At 63.7% G+C, this 18,894-nt stretch carries 14 protein-coding genes; 2 read left to right on the top strand and 12 right to left on the bottom strand.

Features of this window, described 5'->3' with window-relative positions; genetic code table 11:
- Window positions 1–53 precede the first annotated feature (53 nt).
- The 9 genes from AC0QC4_RS08835 to AC0QC4_RS08795 all read right to left on the bottom strand — a co-directional run bounded on the left by AC0QC4_RS08835 (window position 54) and on the right by AC0QC4_RS08795 (window position 8,644).
- The gene (locus AC0QC4_RS08835) at window positions 54–1,058 is read right to left on the bottom strand and encodes a tyrosine-type recombinase/integrase (RefSeq protein WP_483659467.1); all 1,005 of its coding nucleotides are present in this window, start codon (window positions 1,056–1,058) and stop codon (window positions 54–56) included.
- Between the two features lie 175 nt (window positions 1,059–1,233).
- The gene (locus AC0QC4_RS08830) at window positions 1,234–2,379 is read right to left on the bottom strand and encodes a phage portal protein (RefSeq protein WP_483659465.1); all 1,146 of its coding nucleotides are present in this window, start codon (window positions 2,377–2,379) and stop codon (window positions 1,234–1,236) included.
- Window positions 2,370–2,918 (bottom strand): HK97 family phage prohead protease, encoded by a 549-nt coding sequence (locus AC0QC4_RS08825; RefSeq protein ID WP_483659463.1) that lies wholly within the window; start codon window positions 2,916–2,918, stop codon window positions 2,370–2,372. Before AC0QC4_RS08825 ends, AC0QC4_RS08830 begins: the two co-directional genes overlap by 10 nt.
- A gap of 1 nt (window position 2,919) precedes the next feature.
- On the bottom strand, window positions 2,920–4,140 hold the full coding sequence (locus AC0QC4_RS08820) for a phage major capsid protein (protein ID WP_483659461.1): 1,221 nt from the start codon (window positions 4,138–4,140) through the stop codon (window positions 2,920–2,922).
- Window positions 4,141–4,330: 190 nt separating this feature from the next.
- Window positions 4,331–4,927 carry a hypothetical protein gene (locus AC0QC4_RS08815; RefSeq protein WP_483659459.1) on the bottom strand — a complete coding sequence of 199 codons (597 nt, stop codon included), beginning with the start codon at window positions 4,925–4,927 and terminating at the stop codon, window positions 4,331–4,333.
- A 75-nt stretch (window positions 4,928–5,002) separates the two neighbouring features.
- Window positions 5,003–5,251 carry a hypothetical protein gene (locus AC0QC4_RS08810; RefSeq protein WP_483659457.1) on the bottom strand — a complete coding sequence of 83 codons (249 nt, stop codon included), beginning with the start codon at window positions 5,249–5,251 and terminating at the stop codon, window positions 5,003–5,005.
- A gap of 280 nt (window positions 5,252–5,531) precedes the next feature.
- A complete protein-coding gene (locus AC0QC4_RS08805; protein WP_483659455.1) occupies window positions 5,532–7,184 on the bottom strand; it encodes a terminase large subunit in 1,653 nt (550 codons plus the stop codon).
- 127 nt (window positions 7,185–7,311) lie between these two features.
- Window positions 7,312–7,677, bottom strand: a complete 366-nt coding sequence (locus tag AC0QC4_RS08800) for an HNH endonuclease signature motif containing protein (RefSeq protein ID WP_483659453.1) — start codon at window positions 7,675–7,677, stop codon at window positions 7,312–7,314.
- Window positions 7,678–7,930: 253 nt separating this feature from the next.
- Window positions 7,931–8,644 carry a hypothetical protein gene (locus tag AC0QC4_RS08795; protein ID WP_483659451.1) on the bottom strand — a complete coding sequence of 238 codons (714 nt, stop codon included), beginning with the start codon at window positions 8,642–8,644 and terminating at the stop codon, window positions 7,931–7,933.
- Window positions 8,645–9,056: 412 nt separating this feature from the next.
- Between AC0QC4_RS08795 and galE the strand changes: the two genes are divergently transcribed.
- Window positions 9,057–10,058: a UDP-glucose 4-epimerase GalE gene (gene galE, locus AC0QC4_RS08790; protein WP_483659449.1), complete on the top strand. Its 1,002-nt coding sequence runs from the start codon at window positions 9,057–9,059 to the stop codon at window positions 10,056–10,058.
- 17 nt (window positions 10,059–10,075) lie between these two features.
- On the opposite strand, the gene AC0QC4_RS08785 is transcribed toward galE, so the two are convergent.
- Entirely contained in the window at window positions 10,076–10,840 is a 765-nt protein-coding gene (locus tag AC0QC4_RS08785) for a sigma-70 family RNA polymerase sigma factor (protein WP_483659447.1), read from the bottom strand.
- Window positions 10,841–11,084: 244 nt separating this feature from the next.
- Between AC0QC4_RS08785 and AC0QC4_RS08780 the strand changes: the two genes are divergently transcribed.
- Window positions 11,085–15,218 carry a Dyp-type peroxidase gene (locus tag AC0QC4_RS08780; protein WP_483659445.1) on the top strand — a complete coding sequence of 1,378 codons (4,134 nt, stop codon included), beginning with the start codon at window positions 11,085–11,087 and terminating at the stop codon, window positions 15,216–15,218.
- Here AC0QC4_RS08780 and AC0QC4_RS08775 read toward each other — a convergent pair.
- Together AC0QC4_RS08775 and AC0QC4_RS08770 are read right to left on the bottom strand one after the other, a co-directional pair.
- A complete protein-coding gene (locus tag AC0QC4_RS08775; RefSeq protein ID WP_483659444.1) occupies window positions 15,175–18,102 on the bottom strand; it encodes an AAA family ATPase in 2,928 nt (975 codons plus the stop codon). The genes AC0QC4_RS08780 and AC0QC4_RS08775 overlap by 44 nt on opposite strands.
- 8 nt (window positions 18,103–18,110) lie before the next feature.
- Entirely contained in the window at window positions 18,111–18,803 is a 693-nt protein-coding gene (locus tag AC0QC4_RS08770; RefSeq protein ID WP_483659442.1) for a Crp/Fnr family transcriptional regulator, read from the bottom strand.
- Window positions 18,804–18,894: the final 91 nt, after the last annotated feature.

The raw sequence follows: 18,894 nt of genomic DNA, 5'->3' as shown, positions 1-18,894 counted from the left end.
TTTTTCGCGCATTTCCGTGATCGGCGGGGCGCTTGTGAACAGTGGCGCAAGGTTCATTGTGAACCTCGCGCCGCTTGGGGCGGTCCCTCGATAGCCTCGACAACGCTGCGCAGATAGCCGGGCGAATATCGCGCGTAGTGCCGCTGCGTCGTTCGGTCGTCGTCATGCCCCATCATTTGAGCCAATTCCGCCATGGGAATCCCGCCCTCGGCGGCCCACACCGCGCCAGTGTGGCGCAGCGTGTACGGGGTCGCATGGACACCGCTCCTTTGGCTGGCGGCCTGAAACGCTTTCTTGATGTTGCCGACCTTCCGCCCGCCGCGCTCGACCACATAGACGCTAGTCCGGGCCGAGTGCGCCCGCTGCAATGCCTGCAGCAGCCGGTCGCCAATGGGCAGCACCGGGCGGCGCTTGGCCGTCTGCGCTCGACCTGGGGGGTTGAAGTCGATCAGCCGGCGCATGAAGTCTACCCGGTCCCAAGTGAGATCGAGAATCGCGCCGGGGCGGGCCATCGTGTACAGGCCAATCATCGCATAGACGCGCGCGTGCTCGGCCATCATCGCGGCGTAGAACGCCTCGAATTCCTTGCGGGTTAGGTGCCGGGTTTTGCGGTCTGGCAGCGGCGGGAGCCAGATCGGGCGGCGCGTGGGCACGTGGCGTTGCGCGACGGCCCAATTGATCGCCGTCGATATCAGCATCAGCTCTAGCCGCGCGGTCGCGTCGCCAACACGGCGCGTCGCTCGATAGGCGCGGCACATAGGCTCATCTATCAGCAGCGGGTCGACCGCCTCCCAATAGCCGCGCGCGGCCTTCCACGCGTCGACTCGGCGGCGGTGCGAGGGCTTGCCGGTGATCGTCTCTAGATATGCCGTGACGATCCTGCCCACGGTCCAAGGGCTACTGTCTCCGGCCTCCCAGCGGGCGCGCGCTTCCGCTTCGGCGCTGGGCCGATTGTCCGCGACGAGGGTATGGCGGTGGCGCTTGCCGGTCTCGTCTCTCCACACGATGGCGAATCCCTGTCGGAATCGCTGCACGGTGTATTCGCCTTGGGCTGGCATGCTTCGAACCTCTCGACTTCCATTGCAGACACCCGGACTAGAGCGCCAACGTTGAAGCTGCGCAACCGGCCCTGCCGGATCAGCTTGCGCACAACGCTTTCGCTGCAACCCCATCGCGCCGCTAGGCAGCGGGTCGAATAGGGTCGCGGGGCATGCTCAGAAAGCGCGGCCGCCGTCACAGGCTCGCCTGTTGCCGGGGGTTCCAGCCTTCGACCTGGCGCACCTCGTCGGGGTCCAGAACATTGTTGGTGAGGGCGATGGCATGGGCTTGCCAGCGCGTCGCCGGATCCCCGCGAAGGAAGCCGGTTAGATCCAGCTCCAATTCATGGGGGCCATTCGTCGGGAAAACCGAGCGGGCAAACTCGCCCTCGATCTTGCGCGCCCACGGGGCCAGACAGAACATGGCAAACCATCGGCCCGCCGTCTCGCTGTTGGTGAACGTGTTGTGCGAATAATCCTGCACCAGCGGCGGGGGCACCTGAAACAGTCGGCAGATTTCTTCGACGCCGAATTTGCGGGTTTCCAGTAGCTGTGCGTCCTCTGGCGACACTTGCCGGGCAACCCAGTCTAGCCCGCCGTCCAGCACCAGTGCGCGCCCTGCATTGCCAGCGCCGGAATGCCGCTCATCGAACTGCGCACGCAACCCGGCCACTTGCTCCGGTGTCAGTGACGTGGCGGATTTAATCACGCCGGAAGGTGACGCGCCATTGCGCACAAACTGGCGCGCAAATGTCTCGGCTGCGCCGATGCCCTCGACAGCGCCAGCGGCGCGCGACAGTCGTGATCGGCCAATCAAGCCATCGTCGGTGCGGTCGCGCAGATGGATAACCTCGCCTTCCAGCAGCCGCCGCACGGGCCCGCGCCTTTCCCTCACGTCGAAGGCGAGCCGCCCGCTCGGAAGATAGACAACCGTCACCTCATACCAAGGGATAAATCGAAGGCCGGTGATCCTGCCCTTGGTATCGCGCAGCACTTCGGCCAGCGCGTTGCCGGTCAGCAGCACCGACGACATCATATGTTCGATGAACTCCGGCCAGCTCATATTGGCATTCACGCCGGCGCGAGTCAGCTTCGCCAGCGGATGCGCCGGCGCTTCGGTGCGGTTGCCATCTTTGTCGCGCTGATAGACCAGCGCCGGAATGCTCGACAGCGCCGACGAAACTGCGCCGACACAGGCAAGCACAGTGGTCAGATTCTCTGCACCACGTGCAGACAGCATGGCACCATAGCCCGTGGCGGGGGCGATGGCGGACCAGCTCGGATCGGGGGCGCTGCGGCGCTCGTATCCAGCCAGTCGGGCGAAGCGGTCGATCATCCGCATGATAATGCCCTCGCCACTGCCACTGCCCGCTCGCGGCGGGCGCGGTCGCCAGTCGCCGCGCGGCTGCGCAACGCAAGGCTGGTATCGGGATAGGCTGGCCATGCCGACACAACGGATATTTCGCGCAGATCGACGGCGCGCAGCGTCCGCCGCTCGCCGTCCCATTCCTCGCCGCCATCCGGCACCATGAAGCCGAACGACATGCCGCCAAGGTCGCCGCGCTCGGCCAGCGCCACCACATCGCGGCCCGCCGCCGTGTCGGGCAGATCGAGCGAGAAGGCCAGCCCGCGACTGTCTTCCGTCAAGCGCAGCGTGCCGGATCGGGTGCGGCCTAGAACGCGCGACGGGTCATGATCGAGCAAGGCCAGCACGTCACCGCCGATGGCCGCCCGAAACGCACCTGGCGCAATCACTTCCGTGATTGCGCCAAGGGTCGCGGCGGCACCGAACGTAGCGGCATAGCCTTCCAGTTTCCGCCCGCCTGCGGCGGTGCGCACTTCGGTAAAGGTGCGCCGCTCCAATTCGATGCCGTCCGCCATATCAGGCCACCGCCAAGCCGGTTGCGGACACGAACGAGGCTGCATGCCGCAAGGCAACATCGGTCGTCGCGATAGCGCGCAGACTGACATTGCCCTTGCTGTATGCCGTCGATTCGTAGGGGTTCACCAGCACGTCGATTTCGGTCCACACGCCAATGAGCAATTCCGACCAGTCGCCGTAGATCAGGCCATGCTTGTTCGCGCTCGGGTTGAGCGTTTTCGGCACAAGATTGCTGAACTGGTAGCGCTCGCCGTGGAACTGGTCGGCAACCGGGATAGGCAGGCCGGTGGTGTCCTTCGTCAGCATCGCGATTTGCCCGACTTCCGGTGTCGAGAGGAAGGCGCGCGACATGCCGACATTGGCGATATTCGCCTTGGCAATCATCTTGGCCGCCACGTCCATCAGCGGCGCGACATAGGCTTCTGTCTGAATGCCACTCGTCGCCAGAATGCCGACAGGTTCGTTGGTGCCGCCGCCGCGAATGGCTGCGCGGTCGATTGCCAGCGCAAGATCGCGAGCGAATATGTTGCGCATCAGGCCCTCGATTTGCGGGCTGGACTGCAGCAGCATGTTGCGCGACCATTCGGTGATCGCGCCGACATGGCGCGGCTGCAGCGTCACTTGATCGAATGAGCCATCGCCGGTCGGGATGGCGGCATTGTCTGCAAACCAGCCAACAGAAGGCGCGCCGGTCTCGCGGGGGATTTCGACATTGCCGCTCAGGCCGGTCAGCACCGTGGCGCCTAGCGAACGCACGACGCTCGCAGCGGTCAGTGCGGAGATATACATATCGCCGCGATGGTCGGTCGGGATAACACCGGTACCGCCGCTGGCTGAAGTCATGACGCGCGTTTCAAGCGCTTCGGTCGGGATATACACGCCCTGCGCGGCCTTGCCCGCGCGCGTCGCCAGCTCGGCTTGCAGCTCGCGTTCGCGGCCCCATTCGACATTCAGGCCCGCCGCCCCGGCGATGGCGGCGCGGATCGAGAAGGCGCGCAGCTCGGTATGCAGCTTCGCGTCGCGGGTGCCGCCGCCGATGACTTCGCCGTCAGATGCTCTTTCTGTGGCGGCGACAAGCTCCGCCCGCTTTACGCGCATGTTCAGGTCCGCCCATTCGGATTGAGCGTCATCGAACGCTTGGCCGCCCGCATCTTCAAGTGTTGCCATCTTTTCAGCGGCTGCTGCGCGGCGCTCCAGCAGCTCGGCATGCTTCTTGTTCATCGTCTTTCTTCCTTCAAACTGGCCGGGGCGATGATCGCCCCGGCACGGTGAAACCGACTGTCTCTCGACGTTGGAAAACTGTGCGCCGTTGCCCGCTGCGAACCGTCCTCATGGGTGACTAAACCCCTGCTGCCACGGCGCGGACTGCCTTTTCTCGGACGCGGCGCGCGCCCTCGGAGATGGCAGCAGCTCATTCGCCGCGCTCGCGGCGTTGAAGATCGTCGGCGGCGCGCAAGTGGGCGCGGCTATCGCCGACAACAATCAACAATCCTAGGCCGTCACAGACGGCACTGGCGACTTTGAGAAGGTCGATTGTGATGGCTGCGTCGCCAATCTCTTCGGCGATTACTTCGGGATGGTGCGAACGGGCGATGACTACTTCGCCCGTCGCGTCGCGGGCAATGTGAATAAACAGGCCGTGCCCGCCGAGATCGCGAAGGGCGCGCGCAAAGATTGTGTTGAGATGACGCCGCAAAGTCTTGCTGCACAGCTCGCCAATTTCCCAGCCCTCAGCTGGCGACATGCCAAGCCGCACTATGCGCGACATGATCGCCAAGGTCAGGGTGGTTGCGACAGAAAAGCGGAACTTGCTCCGACCGACGCCGCAATCGTCGGGTTTAACAATTCCACGATCAAGCCAGCGGCGGCCGTCGCGCTCCGACACGCCAGCGGCGGCGAATGCTACCGGCGTCGAATATCGCGGCTCGGTGAAGCGGGCATCTTGGGCGGCCAGCATATCGCGGCCCATCTCAAGCAGCTCGTCGGGAAAGGTTGGGGGTCGGCTCATTGGGCACCTCGATCAATCGCTGCGCTGCCGATACACCGCAAGTGAGGCATGGTCAACCTCACTTGCGGCTCGGCGTCACATGTCAGTCGTGGTGAAGGCGATAGCCTCGATGGCATCGAATTCCCGATGGATCATCCAAAGTATATCGGTCACGTCAGAATGCTGCCCTTTGATCTCGGCAAGTAACGCAACGACAGTTTTCATGTCCTTGGCGCGACTCCATATCGCGGCCAGTCTGTCCGACTCATCGTCAGCCATTACGCGCACAATATCGGCGACAGGCGATACAGGGGTGCGGTGCGCAAAATTGTGAACTTGGTTCATGATCGGTCTCTTTAGATTGGCTTTCTACGGCCATGACGCGACCGGCGCGTCGCCGGGGGGTAGAAACCTGCTAAAGACAGGCCGACGGTTTTTAAGCTTTCGCTCTGGACATAGCGCGTCGCCCCCGGCATTGAGCCAAGGTCGCAGCGCGTCGCCAAACGCCTGCCATGTTTCGACGGATACCGCGCCAACGGGTCCGCCGCTTTAGTCCGGGTTTCTACGCCCACGGACACACTGCCGCTAAATCGCTGCCTGCGCAACCCTGCCCTTCGGGGCGGGACTAGAGCCATGTGATGCCACTGCCCTTATACACTTCGGGGCCGGTGTCGCGCGCAGCCAGCCCGCACGCCATGATTAGCGCGACCATCGGGTCGATGCGGTCGATGGACCGGCCCTTGCTCGGCTTGCGCGCGCCCGCCGGGTCGGTCTCGAATATCAGGTTGCCCGCGCTCCATCGCAACACGGGGTGCATTCCGTGCGCCAGCTGGCCGCGCAGCATGGCGGTCTCGAATGCGTCAACCGCCGGTCCCATGTCGCGGAAGCCCTGCCCCCATTCGGTCAACGGTAGATCGATGCCTTCGGCTATCAGGATCGCCTTAAGGTCGTTCATCAGCCAGCGGTCAAAGGCGATGCCTCGCACGTCGAACTGGTCGATCGCGCGCGCCAGCTCGGCGGCGATGAAATGTTTGTCGATCGCGCGGCCCGGTGTCGGGATGATGTGCCCTTGGTTCGCCCAGGTGCGATAGGGCACCCGGTCCACTTCCTCGCGGTCGGCAAGGTTATCCTTGGGGCACCATGTGAACGTCAGCACCGCGCCCTCATCCTGCGGGAAGTAGAGCACGAGGGCGGACAGATCGCGCGTGCTCGACAGGTCCAGTCCGCCAAAGCAGGGCCGTCCGGCCAGCGTCGCCAGATCGATCTTGCGCCCGCACGCTTCCCATTCCGCCGGATTGATCGCCTTCGGCTCGGCATCGACGCGCTGGTTAAGGTAAAGGTTGCGGAAGCTCGGCTCGAATGTCGGCATGCGCCGCGCGCGCTCGGCTTCCTCGGCCAGCTCCCGCGCGCTGCGGAACACGCCCAGCGCGGGATTCGCCAGCGGCCAGTTGTCCGGGTCGTACGGATCGGCATCATCGGGCACGGCATAGACCGCGCCGTGAAAGCTGTGATCGACCAGCTCGCCGGATGCGATGCGACCGGCATAGTCGACCAGCTCGCTCATGACGTTTTCGGCTCGGGGGGATTGCGTGCCAATGACCAGCAGCAGCGGCTCCCGGCGCTTGCCGGTCGACGTGCGCAGCACGTCGAACAGCTCCCGCCGCTTCCACTGCGCCAGCTCGTCGCAGACGATGAACGACGAGGCCAAGCCATGCTGCGCGCCGCCGTCGCTCGCCAGCGCCCGGTAGATCGAGCCGTTGATTTGATCCTCAATCTCTTTGTGAAACCGCTTCAGGTTGAGCCGCGCCGCCATCCACGGCGTCGCCAGCACAATCGCTTCCATTTCGGAATAGATCAGCGCGGCCTGCTCCCGCGTCGCCCCTGCGCTGTAGCACTCGCCGCGCGGCTCGGATTCCGGGCCGCACAGATGGCACAGCGCCAGCGTGGCGCACAGCACCGTCTTGCCATTGCCGCGCGCCACGGAAAGCAGCGCGGTGCGCACCTGGCGCTCGCCTGCCCCGTCCTCGACGTAGATCGCCTCAATCCATTCCCGCTGGAATCCCTCGAGCTGGATCGGCTCGCCAGCGCCAAAGCCCTTCGTGATCGGCAGGCTCTCGATGAAGGCCAGCACGCGCTCTGCGCGGGTCAGTCCGGGGGCCTCCCAAGGGTGCGGCTTTGCCGGTGGCGCGAACGGCTCGAACAGCGTTCCGGCCAGCGACACAGGCGCGCCCATCGCCACTTCGCGCCGCCTGCCAGCTCCCGGCCCTCGCAATCCCATCTTTGTCTCCTTTCGAGCGGGATTTTTCCCGCAAATTTCCCGCAAAACTCAACTAACTAAATTCTGCCTTGGGGCCGCGGTGGGATTATTCCCGCTCTGAGCGATTTCCCGCGGGAAAAATCCCGCTCTATCGGCGCGCGGCTTCGGTTTTGGGGCCGGTGAGGGAAGCATTGAGGGTGGCAGCATGCCATGGATGCCGCCTATCGAGCGGGCTGCCATCGGGGCTGCAACCCTTTCGCGGCTTGCTTGATCGAGCCGCGCCCGCTTCGTCACCGCGCGCCGTCTTTGCCGAGTGACAGGGAGGGCACAGGCTAGCCAGATCGGCCAAAGGCGGGAGCGCCGCGCCGCCTTGGGAGACCGCCTTGCGGTGATCGACCACGCTTGCAGACACAAGGCGGCCCATTGCCTCGCAATCCTCGCATAGCGGATCGGTTGCCAGCTTGAGGCGGCGAAGCTTCCGCCAGTGCGATGTTCCGTAAAGCTTGTCTGTCATGACCAATGGAACCTTTGTTGCCTCTCGGAAGGGAGATGGAATGATTATGGAACCGTAAACGTAAGGATTCCCGCGCCTTTGGGAGCATCGGAAGCATACGCGCCCAATTTCCCATGCGCGCGCATGCGTGTGTCTGCGCGCGCCCGCGCATGCGGGAAACTTGTTCGGAAAGGTTCCGATGCTCCCAAAGGCGCGGGAAAGCTGGCGAAAAGGTTCCGCCTACGCTTCCGCAATGCTTCCGGGCGGAAGGGTTTCATGGTTCGCCACCGATGGCCGGAGGGGGTGCGGGGGCAATCATCCGCTCGACCAGCGCGAGCCGGGCCATGATGGCGCGCAGCTCGGCTGCAGGATCGAACGGCGGCGCGGCCGCCTCGCCGTCCGCAATCCACGTCACGTCGCAGTAGCGCGCCCCGTTGCTGTAGATGCGCCGATGCCCGCGCTCTTCCATCGCTGCGCGCAGTTGCTTGAACGAAAGGCTCCCAAAGCCGTGATCGAGCGCGAATCGCATGTACGCCTCGCGCAGCTCCGTCGCGGTCAACCGCGCGCCGAGATCGGGGCGCAGCCTGGCTGAATAGAATTGCTCGAATTGAAGCTGCGCCGATGATCGCACCGGGTGCAGGAAAAGCTCTGCCTGATTGCCTGCCATATTCCCTCTATTCCTCTTTCTCCGGACAGTATGTTCAACCTTAGGTAAGTACGCGCGCAGGCGCACGACCGTGCGCCAGCTTCGGCATTTCAGTGTCCAACTGTCCGTGATGCGCTGAAAAGCGATATTCTGACTGTCCGGATAGCTGTCCGGGCGGCTGTCCGACGAACTGTCCGGGCGGGCGATTTTGGGGTCCGATTGCGTCGGTAGAGGCGACGGGATCGCCGCTCCGGACAGTAGTCCGGACAGTTGCTCGGACAGTTGGAATGAAAGGGGGTCGGTACTGTAGACACCCTTTGCCCGCCCGACCGGCGGGGCCATTGGAAAATGCTTCCAAACGGAAGGGTGCGCAGCCGCTTCGCGGCATGCAGGCCGGAACTATCCGGGTCTGTCTGCGTAGATCGGCGCGGCTCCCTGCCCTCTGCATGGACAGGGGTTGTTGGTTCAATCTGAACCTCTTACCGTGAACGGCAAGCGAACATGGCGCACCGGGTGACACCGCTCGGGCACCATATGACAACGGAAAACTGGCGGAAATGCGAGGTGCGCAATCTTCGGGAGGCAGGGGCCGGAGGTTCGAATCCTCTCTCCCCGACCATTTTCTTTTTGGCGCCAGGCTCGCGACGATGCGATGGTGCGCCAAGCGCTACGCGCCGTTAACGGTCGATCCTATATTTTCGCTGCGCTCCGCGCGCGCCCCACTGGCGCGCCGGCATAATCAGGACGCCCGACCATGACCAAAGCCTTTCCCGTTCTTGTCACCGGCGGTGCCGGCTACATCGGCAGCCACGCTGTGCTGGCGCTGCGCGATGCCGGGTGGGACGTGGTGGTGATCGACAATCTGGTGACCGGTTTCGACTGGGCGGTGCCCGACGGCGTACCGCTGGTCGTCGGCAATATTGCCGATCAGGCGCTGGTGCGACAGACGATTGCCGAGCATGGCATCGGCGCGATCATGCATTTTGCCGGATCGGTGGTGGTGCCGGAATCGGTGGTCGATCCGCTCAAATATTATCGCAACAACACCGTCGCGACGCAGGCGCTGCTGGAAAGTGCGGTCGCGCAAGGCGTGCGGCATTTCATCTTCTCCTCCACCGCCGCCACCTACGGCATTCCGGACGAGGTGCCGGTGCGCGAGGACAGCCCGAAGCGGCCGATCAACCCCTATGGCATGTCCAAGCTGATGACCGAGGGGATGCTGGCCGATGTCGCAGCAGCGCATCCGATGAATTACTGTGCGCTGCGCTATTTCAACGTCGCCGGGGCCGACCCGCAGGGACGCAGCGGCCAGTCGACCGCAGGCGCGACCCACCTGATCAAGGTGGCGGTAGAGGCGGCGACCGGCAAGCGGGACAAGGTCAGCGTGTTCGGAACCGACTTCGCGACGCCCGACGGCACCGGCGTGCGCGACTATATCCATGTCAGCGATCTCGCTGCCGCGCATGTCCACGCGCTCGACCGGCTGATGTCCGAACCGACCGCCAGCCACATCATGAACTGCGGCTATTCGCGCGGATATTCTGTGTTGGAAGTGTTCGATGCGGTCGACCGGGTGACCAACCGGAAGTTGGTGCGCACCCTGGAAGGGCGGCGCGCGGGCGATCCCGACGCGCTGGTAGCCGACAACAGCCGGATCCTCGCCACCCTGCCCTGGCGGCCGCAGCATGACGATCTCGACCGGATCGTCGCCGATGCGCTGGCCTGGGAACGGAAGCTTGCCGAACGCTTCGGTTGAGTCGCAGCTTTTGCCGGTCAGATCAGTCCGGCGAGCAGCCCGCGCAGGCGCAGCAATGCCTCCCGCTTGATCTGGCAGACACGCGCCGGCCCGACAGCGAGGCGGCGCGCGATGGCGTCGAGGCTTTGGCCGTGGGCGAAGTAGAGGTCGAGCACGAGCGCCTCGCGTTCGGGTAGACGCGCCATGGCGCTGCGCAGGCAGGCTGCGCGCTGCGCTTCGGTGATCTGCTCTTCGGCAGCCGGTGCCGCGTCGGTAAAGCCTGCCGCCTTGTCGTCATAAGCGGTATCGAGGCCGAGGTGCGTGACCGGCTGACAGGCATCGACCAGCTTGTGATAGTCCGCAACCGACAGACCCATGGCGTCCGCCATCTCGATCGCCGATGCGGCCCTGCCGAGCGCGGTTTCGACCGCATGGCGGGTAGCGGCAAGGTCCCGCCGCTGGCGTGCAGCCGAGCGTGCGGCGCCCGACGACCGGCGCAGATGATCGATCATGGCGCCGCGGATACGGACGCTGGCGTAACTGGAAAACGCATGACCCCGATCCTGATAGGTATTCGCGGCCTCGACCAGCGCCGTCATCCCGATCTGCACGAGATCGGCGCGCTCGATATTGCTGCGTGTGCGGCTGTGGAGCTGCGATGCGATACGCATGGCCAGCGCCATGTGATCGTGGATCAGGCGATGCCGCCGCAGCACGTCGTTCGTTTCGGTGCCGTCGGCGGCCGACAAGCCGCTCCGACGGCCTGCAGCGGGATTGGTGCGGAAGAAGGTGATGGCGTTCATGGCCAGCACGTCGCAAACACCGTGCCAGCGCCAAGGCTGCGGCACTCCCCCTGCCCAACCCGTCGAATTTGGCGCAAAACTCCGGTGCAGTACTTGGGAGGGCCGCTGTACCGGTGACGGAATACCGTCATCGGCGCGACGGCTTTCCGTTACCGTCAACGGTTAGGTCAAGGTGACTTTTGTCACGTTGCAAGCATGTCGATTTGCTTCATCCTGCCGAGGGCGAAACAATCGGGGACCAGCCATGACAACGGACATCAGCAGCAAGACCATCGATGGCATCACCGATCTTGTGGTTGTCGCTCCGATCAGGGAGGGGTTCATCAATGCGTATGAGAACATCACATATGCGACCAGGCTGCAAATTGTTGCAGAAGCGCTGAACCGCATTCGCGTCAGCGCGCGCGAGCATGAATTCACGGTGCCGTTTTCCGACGTGACCGAACGGATCATGACCCTGCTCGATTTCCGGATCGGCTTGCTCGACAAAGACCTGTTTGCGCAGCGTAAAGACGGTTCTGGAGAGTCCCTCACCTACACCATCGAACCCCGCCGCTTTCTGTATCTGACAGCGACATTCGATTCCGCGTGGGAGCCGTACATGCGGCTCATCTGGGATCCGCTCGGCCCGTTTCTCGACCTGATCTTCTGTAATTGCGAGGGCTATGTTCCGGCCGGCGACAACAGCTGCGAGGACTTCCTCAACTGGGTGCGCGAGCATCAGGTGGACAGCGCCATCTTCTACGCGACCAGCGGGGCCAGCATTCGTGATGACCGCTATCATGGCAAGATCGACCGGCTGCTGCGCGAGACGGACGTCGACGCAGACGCCCGCCAGCTGGCGATCCTGCGCCATGTGATTGTCGATCCGCAGGAGGAGGCAAGCGCCACTCGTGGAGCAGCGCTTGCGTCTGCACAGCAGAATGATCTCCGGGCGATGGCGAAAATGCACGAGCTGGCACTCGAAGTGCTGACCGTCTTGTTCCGCCTGGCCGATTTCTACCCGCCGGAATGGCTGTTTCCGCTCAAGGACGCCTTGCTGAAAGAGCGCGCCACGACGGATGACGAACGGGATCCGCCTGTGGAAGAGGGCAAGTACCTAGCGCGGGTCGCCTACAGCATTTTGCTAGGCTGGCCACGGGATCTGCTGAGGCCAGATATCGCAGCACTCTACCGCGAGCCGCTGGACTGGTTTGACAGCGCTGCCAAGGCGACTGCCGAATCGCCGAAGCCCAAGGATATGAACCGGCCGGTTGCACAGGACCCGACCCATGAGCCGACCGAGGTGCAGGGCGGCATTCTTGGCCCACAGGATGCCGGCCGAACGCCCATTCTTACCGGCGCACTGCTGCTGCTGACCGTCACCGATGCCAATGGCGCGCGGGCATTCCTGCGTGGGCTGAAAATTCACTTTCATGGCGATGAGCCTGAGAACGGTTTCTACCGCACCGTCGGCTTCACCGCCGAAGGGCTGAAGCGGCTTGCGGTGTACAAGGCCACCATCGACGGCATGCCCAAGGAATTCCGCGAAGGCATGGCGGAGCGATCGGGCCATTTGGGCGACATGCGCGAGCTGCATCCGAGGCGCTGGACGCTGCCACCACGCAACTGGCCGCCGCATGACGGCCCGGCCCGGCCGCCGGTAGACCTCAACGAGATCGACATCGTCATCCAGCTGCGGCACGCGCCGGCCGATGGCAAGCCCGATGAAGCTGGCCTCATGGCCGAGATCGCACGGCTGGCGGCCGAGGCCGAGGCCTCGGGCGCGCAACTGCTGTCCTATGAGATGATGAACCGCCTGCCCCGCCCTGACGGTGGCTTCACCGATCATTTCGGCTTTGCCGACGGCCTCAGCCAACCTGAAATCCGCGAGCCCGGGGCACCTGGCAACCGTGAGGGACCATGGAACAACAGCGTCGCGCGCGGCGATGTGTTGCTGGGCTATGGCAACGACCGCGATGACTATGGCTATTCGGGCGAGCTCCGGGGTGCCAGGAAGCTAATGAAGGATGGCAGCTTTCTGGTGGTGCGGAAACTTGAGCAGCGTGTCGACGCCTTCAACCGGGAGATGGAGGACCAGGCGCGATGGCTGCGCAGCCATGGCCATGTCATCACCGCTGATGAACTGGCCTATCAGATCATCGGGCGGAGGCGCGACGGCACTCCGTTGGTGCCGCTCAGCGGAGATGCTCCGAACGATTTTTCCTACGACGGCGACAAGCAGGGTCAGCGCTGCCCGTTCGCCTCGCACATCCGCCGCACCAACCCGCGCATCCGTGAGCATGGCCGCCCGACGCCGCGGATCGTCAGGCGTGGCATGTCCTATGGCCCGCGGTTTGTGCCAGGCGTCAACGAAGCCGCGCCGCGCGGGCTGATGTTCATGTCCTACCAGTCCAGCATTGCCGAGCAGTATGAGGTGATCCAGCGCTGGATCAATGGCGGCAACAGCACCGGTATCGCGTCGAGCCAGAATGATCCTTTGCTCGGCGTCGCGCCCAAGGCCGGGTCGTCGCGCTTCGGTCTGGATCGCGGAGAACCACGGCTGTTCCAGTTCGAATGGCAGGGACGGGTTGCCCGGGTCGCGTTCGACGAGCCATTTGTCGAACTGAAGTGGGGCCTCTATCTGTTTGTACCGTCCCGCAGCGGGCTCACCCAATTGAGCAAACAATTGCGGTCTCGCGATTTGAACGATGCCATCCCCGATTTCCCTGAGCTGCTCGAAAATGGCGGGCGGGAGAAGATTGATAAGGTCGAGAGTTTGCCAGCAGAAATCGCGGCAAAGGAATGGAAGCGACTGCTGGAGGATTTCTACGCCAAAGATCCGGGCGAGCTGGCCATCACCCAGAATATCTGGTCGGCGATCCGTTGGTATGAAGGCGGTGCGTACCGGTTGGGGGTCCGGGAGGACACAGCTCGATCGGGTGGCATGACCACCGTCAGCTATCCCAAAGGCGCTTTTGGGATAGTCGTACCAGCTACCGACGATACGTCAGCAGTCGCAGATATCCTCGCTAACCTTGGCGCACCGGCTGCAGACCCTAACGACCGGCCGACCATCATCGTCGCGAACCCCAAGAACGTCAGCTATGTGTTGGCGAACTGGCGCACCTATTCGGTCGAGGAGCAGCTCAACCGGATCGAGAAGACCAGCGGGGCAATCTATGTCACCCAGCAGCCGGATGACCGGTACACCACCTATCCCGACCTCAACGGCAAGTTCAACTATGCCAAGGAGTCCTACGAAACCAACCGCATCCTGCTGGACTATGGTGAGGCTCTGGCGTTCGATGTCGGTTACGCGGCGGGCAAGAAGCTGCTCGATGCGGCTCGACAGCGCGCACGAGACAACCGCTTCCCCTATTTCAAGCTGGAGTTGCGCCGCCAATATTTGATGCCGGCGCTCGGAGAAGTGTGCCGGTCCTGGTTCGGCATTCCGGGTCCGCTGCCAGGCGAGCCCGATCCGCTCGGGCTGCGAGATATCATGGAGAATGGCGGATGGAATTGGCGACAGGCCACAGATCCGGAAAACCCTGAAAAGGAGCTGCGCAAGGCACGCTGCCCCGGCGATTGCCTGTCTCCGTCACGCGGCGCTTTCTACCCGCGCCCGACGCCGAGCATCAGGGCCTTTGCCGCCGATCACGGCCCGGCCATCCGCAAGGCTGGCGAGAAATTCATCGACCGCTTCTTTGGCGAGGACGAGCCGCCGGGCTGGGTCAGCAGTCGTATGTTCAAGGCGATGCCCGACGATAAGGAATCGCTCGCCCGCAATCTGATCGGCATCATGGTCGGCGCCATGCCGCCGATGGACGGCAATCTGCGCGGCATTTTGGTGGAATGGCTGGGCGAAAAGACGCTGTGGCGCAATCAGGCGGCGCTGGAACGCGCGCTCCGCAACCACCCGACCGACTATGACGCAGCCAAAGCGGCGCTGTGGACGCCGATGACCCGCGCCATGTGCAAGCGACCGGCACCCGATCTGCTGCATCGCCTAGCGCTTGAGGACGATATTCTGAACGATGATGGCGCGGGCGGCGCAAAGCCTGTGCCGGTCAGAAAAGGCGATATGGTGATCGTCAGCCTTGTGTCTGCATCGCAGCAGTCCTTGTTCAAAAACCCTTCGGGGCCGGGCGATGTCTCATTGATCTTCGGCGGCAATCGCACACAGCCGGCGACAGGCTACAACCGTGACGATCCATCTGCCGAGGCCCCGATCGACCCGCAGCAGCCGGTGCATGCCTGCCCGGCGCAAAAGATGGCGATGGGGGCAATGCTAGGGATATTGACCGCCCTTCTGAAATCTGGCCGTATCGAAGCCCTGCCGGCATCGCTGATCGTCAAGATTTCCGGGGAGCCGCTGGAAAAGCATCCGTCTGCGTAAGCTGGTTCAGCCGGTGCTGCATATCCAGCGCCTTAAAACCGGCGATGGCCTGTTGCCGCACCACCTGCGCCTGATCCAGGTTGCCGAGGAGGCGATGGACATCGGCGGCGCAAAGATCGGTTTCATAATGTTCGCGTGGAGACTGGCGCAGTCGGGCCGAGGCATAAGCACGTTCGAGGAAAGCAAGCGGATCTGCCGTCACTCTGCCTTCCGCGGCGAGCCGCGCCATCGCCCGGCAGGCTATAGTCTCACCCAGCCGGTCTCCGGCATCGGCGCGAGCACAGGCGGCGCGGAAATGGTGGTCAGCTCCAGCCGCATCGCCGCGTCGCGCGAACATCTCCGCCAGCCAGCCATGATTGTTCGACAGGCGCTGGCGGCTGCCTGACCCGAGCAGCCATTCGACGCGCGACACCAGTGCCTCGACATGCCGGTCGTCGCCGGTTTGCAGCCATTGCGCATAGTCTTCGACCGCACGGCATGACACGACAAGATAGCGCGCCCTGGCTGACAGGCTGATGGCTATTGCTTCACGGATCAGCGCATGACATCGGTCGACCTGCCCTTCGACGAGGCAGGACAAGGCCCGCAGCGAGGTGACCGAGCCGCGCACCGGGTGGTCGATGCCGTCGAGCGTGGCGAAAGCGGCGTCGAAATCGCGATAGGCATCGGCAAAATGCCCCTGCACCGCGAGTACATAGCCGCGACTACCGAAGCTGTAGGCATGGCCCGGGTTGCCACGCCCGCGCTTGGGCTCGGCGAGGCGCCGATCGATGGCCTGGCCGAGGTAGTCGCGCGCCTGGGCGAAATTGCCGGCAATGGCATGCGACTGCCCGAGATTGGAAAGCAGTTGCCCGTCGAATCCCGGCCTTTTTCCGGGCACCGCGAGCGTCCGCGCAAGCTCGATGTTCGCGAGCGATTCTCGCGCATTGCCCAGCCCGTACTGAATCGCCCCCGCCCAATAGCTGGCGAACATCATGGCCTCACGATTACCGGTTTCCTCACCCAGTCGCCGCGCGTTTTCGAGCACGGGCAGTTGTTCGAGCGACGGATCGATGACCGCGGCGCGTCCGTATTTCACCACCAGATCGACCAGATCGTCGGCCGCGGGTTCCGTTTGGACGAGATGGGTCAACGCATAGCGATAATGGCCTTGAGCGCGATCGAGCGCTGCCAAAGCCATTGCCCGGTCCCCCGCCTTGATCGAGTAAGCGCAGGCCCGACGCACATCGCCGCATGCCGCGTGATGATAGGCCAAGGCATCGAGATAATCGGCCTCGCCATCCAGTTCGGCGAAGCCAGCCAGTTCCTTGGCTACAAGCGCGTGCAGGCGGCGGCGTTCGTCCAGCCCAACCACTCGATAGATGGCGTCGCGCGTCAGCACGTGCTTGAATCGCAACGTACCCTCGACTTCACCGGCATAGAGAAAATCTGCGGCCTGCAACGCAGCGATGCGGGGGTCGTCGGTGCCGACGGAGGCAACGGTCGAAAAAAGCCGGGTTGGCAGGATATGGCCAATTACCGAGGCTATACGCAGCAGGCGCGCCTGATCGTTGGGCAGATCGAGAAAGCGCGTCTGAATAAGACCGTCGAGCCACGCACTCGGGCTTGCTGCCGCCGCATTGTCTGCCAGCAGCGCATCATCGGCGTGGCACAATTCCTCGATATACAGCGGGCTGCCGCCAGCCATGTCGCAAATGCGCTGGACCCTGAAGGGATCGGCGCGGAGCATCAGCCCCCGGACGGCCTGCTCGGACGCCGATGCCGACAATGGCCTGAGCACGATGCTGGCACCATCCGCAACTTCGGCGGCATGCCCGGTGTCTGGCCGGCTGGCGAGCAGGATCAGCAGATTGCTTCCGCGCAGGCGAGCGACATCGTCGAGCAGGCTGTGGGTAGCATCGTCCGCCCACTGCCAGTCATCAATCGCCAATATGGTAGGTCGATCCGCTCCGCCGTTCGCCCAGCTTTGCATGCGGCCGACAATGTCCGGTTCCGCTGCGATATCCGCGCCGGCATGCGCGGCGGCGATCGAGTCAGCGATCTGCTCGAATGCCTGCAACGGCTTTGCACCCAGATAGGCTTCGCAATAGCCCCGGTGCACCGCCACACCCTTGGCGACGGCCTCATCGAGAAATTCGGACATCAGCCGGGTCTTACCAATACCCGGCTCACCGACGATGGTCAGCCGCTCAACGCTGCCCCGACCCGCCATGTCAAGTCGCAGGCGGAGCTGTGCCAAGGCGTCGTCCCGGCCACTGAACGGCGCGATCCCGCGTTTTGAGCGGGCAACAAAGCGGTTGGGCACTTCCGCACGGCCGGAAATCACCAAGGCAGGGATCGGATTTGCCCGTCCACGCAATTCGACAGCCTCGCTGCGTGCAGTTTCAAAGAAGTGGCGGTCTGCACCCAGGCATGTTTCGCTGACGACAATCTCATCCGGACCAGCATGATCGCACAGCCGCGCAGCGATATTGGTGGCATCGCCCAGCATTTCGATGCGCCCACGAACCAGATCGCCCTCGCGCACCAGCACCAGTCCGGAATGGATGCCGCTGTGCAGGCGAATGGGCATGTCAGGGACGGCAAAGGAGTGATCGAGCGCGATCACCGCCGCGTGCAAGTCCAATGCGGCCTCGGTAGCGCGACGGGCAGCATCTTCGGCGGCAACAGGGTAACCGAATACGCATGTCGCGCCGTCGCCATCGATTCTGACCACCAGCCCGCCATGCCGCTGCACTATCACATCCACCAGTGCGCGTAGCTGTTCGAGCAGCGCCGCAAACTGTTCCGGCTCCAGCGCGCCGGAAATACGGGTCGAGCCACACAAGTCAGCAAATAGGACCGTGAGATTGCGGCGCTGGCTGGCAGTGGCAATCGCGTCCATCCCCGGAGCTACCGCCTAAGGTCGAGCAGATGGGCCTCGACCGCCGCAACCGACGGTATGTCGAGACCGCGGTCGACACGGATGAACAGGCCGCGCTGCACCAATGCACCGAGTTCCTTTGTCACCGTTTCCCGATTGGTGCCGATGCGCGACGCGAGATCGGCATGGGTTGGCACATGGCGGATGTGCACAGCGTCCCCAACGCCATCGTGCGGTTGCCGCAGCAGCTCTGCAGCAAGCCGTCCGCCAATCGGCAGCGTCGCCATCTCGAACAGCCGTCGCGACAGATCACGAACGCGGTGGGTCAGCTGTCGCGCCATCCAGTATCCGGCTGCCGGCACCTCCGAGAGGAATAGCCGGAACTCTCTTGCATTGAGGCAGGCCAAATGGCTGTCGACGACCGAAACCGCACTGGCAGAGCGCTCTTCTCCGTCGATCGCGGCGAGTTCGCCGAGCAACTCGCCCTTCCCCATAGATCGGAACACTGTCTCTGAGCCGCCGAACGACAACACGGAAACGCGCACTTCCCCGTCGATGATGTAGAACACATCGTCGGACGTCGTGCCTTCCGAGATCAGAATCTGCCCGCTGCGCGTGTGGATCTGGCGGGAGCGCGCGAGCAAATCGACCACCAACGGCTCAGGCAGGGTGATGCGCCCCGCCCTGCCCCAGTCTTCCTGCAGCTCTTGATTCGCGCGCATTATGGCCCCTGTCGCTCGGCAAATATCGCAGCATGTGTGAAATGTCACATATTTTTCGTGGGATAGCGCACCGTCACACTCGCTAACCCAC

The sequence above is a fragment of the Sphingomonas sp. jy18 genome (assembly GCF_056931895.1).
Note: the sequence above shows the minus strand (reverse complement) of the source record. Positions and strands in the feature narration are given on the sequence as shown.

Excerpts from the sequence above, each read along its gene's own strand:
- AC0QC4_RS08830 (WP_483659465.1), bottom strand. The coding sequence starts at position 2,379 with ATGCGGATGATCGACCGCTTCGCCCGACTGGCTGGATACGAGCGCCGC.
- AC0QC4_RS08810 (WP_483659457.1), bottom strand. The coding sequence starts at position 5,251 with ATGAACCAAGTTCACAATTTTGCGCACCGCACCCCTGTATCGCCTGTC.
- AC0QC4_RS08775 (WP_483659444.1), bottom strand. The coding sequence starts at position 18,102 with ATGGACGCGATTGCCACTGCCAGCCAGCGCCGCAATCTCACGGTCCTA.
- AC0QC4_RS08795 (WP_483659451.1), bottom strand. The coding sequence starts at position 8,644 with ATGGCCCCGCCGGTCGGGCGGGCAAAGGGTGTCTACAGTACCGACCCC.
- AC0QC4_RS08800 (WP_483659453.1), bottom strand. The coding sequence starts at position 7,677 with ATGACAGACAAGCTTTACGGAACATCGCACTGGCGGAAGCTTCGCCGC.
- AC0QC4_RS08815 (WP_483659459.1), bottom strand. The coding sequence starts at position 4,927 with ATGAGCCGACCCCCAACCTTTCCCGACGAGCTGCTTGAGATGGGCCGC.
- AC0QC4_RS08785 (WP_483659447.1), bottom strand. The coding sequence starts at position 10,840 with ATGAACGCCATCACCTTCTTCCGCACCAATCCCGCTGCAGGCCGTCGG.
- AC0QC4_RS08780 (WP_483659445.1), top strand. The coding sequence starts at position 11,085 with ATGACAACGGACATCAGCAGCAAGACCATCGATGGCATCACCGATCTT.
- galE (WP_483659449.1), top strand. The coding sequence starts at position 9,057 with ATGACCAAAGCCTTTCCCGTTCTTGTCACCGGCGGTGCCGGCTACATC.
- AC0QC4_RS08770 (WP_483659442.1), bottom strand. The coding sequence starts at position 18,803 with ATGCGCGCGAATCAAGAGCTGCAGGAAGACTGGGGCAGGGCGGGGCGC.
- AC0QC4_RS08835 (WP_483659467.1), bottom strand. The coding sequence starts at position 1,058 with ATGCCAGCCCAAGGCGAATACACCGTGCAGCGATTCCGACAGGGATTC.
- AC0QC4_RS08805 (WP_483659455.1), bottom strand. The coding sequence starts at position 7,184 with ATGGGATTGCGAGGGCCGGGAGCTGGCAGGCGGCGCGAAGTGGCGATG.
- AC0QC4_RS08820 (WP_483659461.1), bottom strand. The coding sequence starts at position 4,140 with ATGAACAAGAAGCATGCCGAGCTGCTGGAGCGCCGCGCAGCAGCCGCT.
- AC0QC4_RS08825 (WP_483659463.1), bottom strand. The coding sequence starts at position 2,918 with ATGGCGGACGGCATCGAATTGGAGCGGCGCACCTTTACCGAAGTGCGC.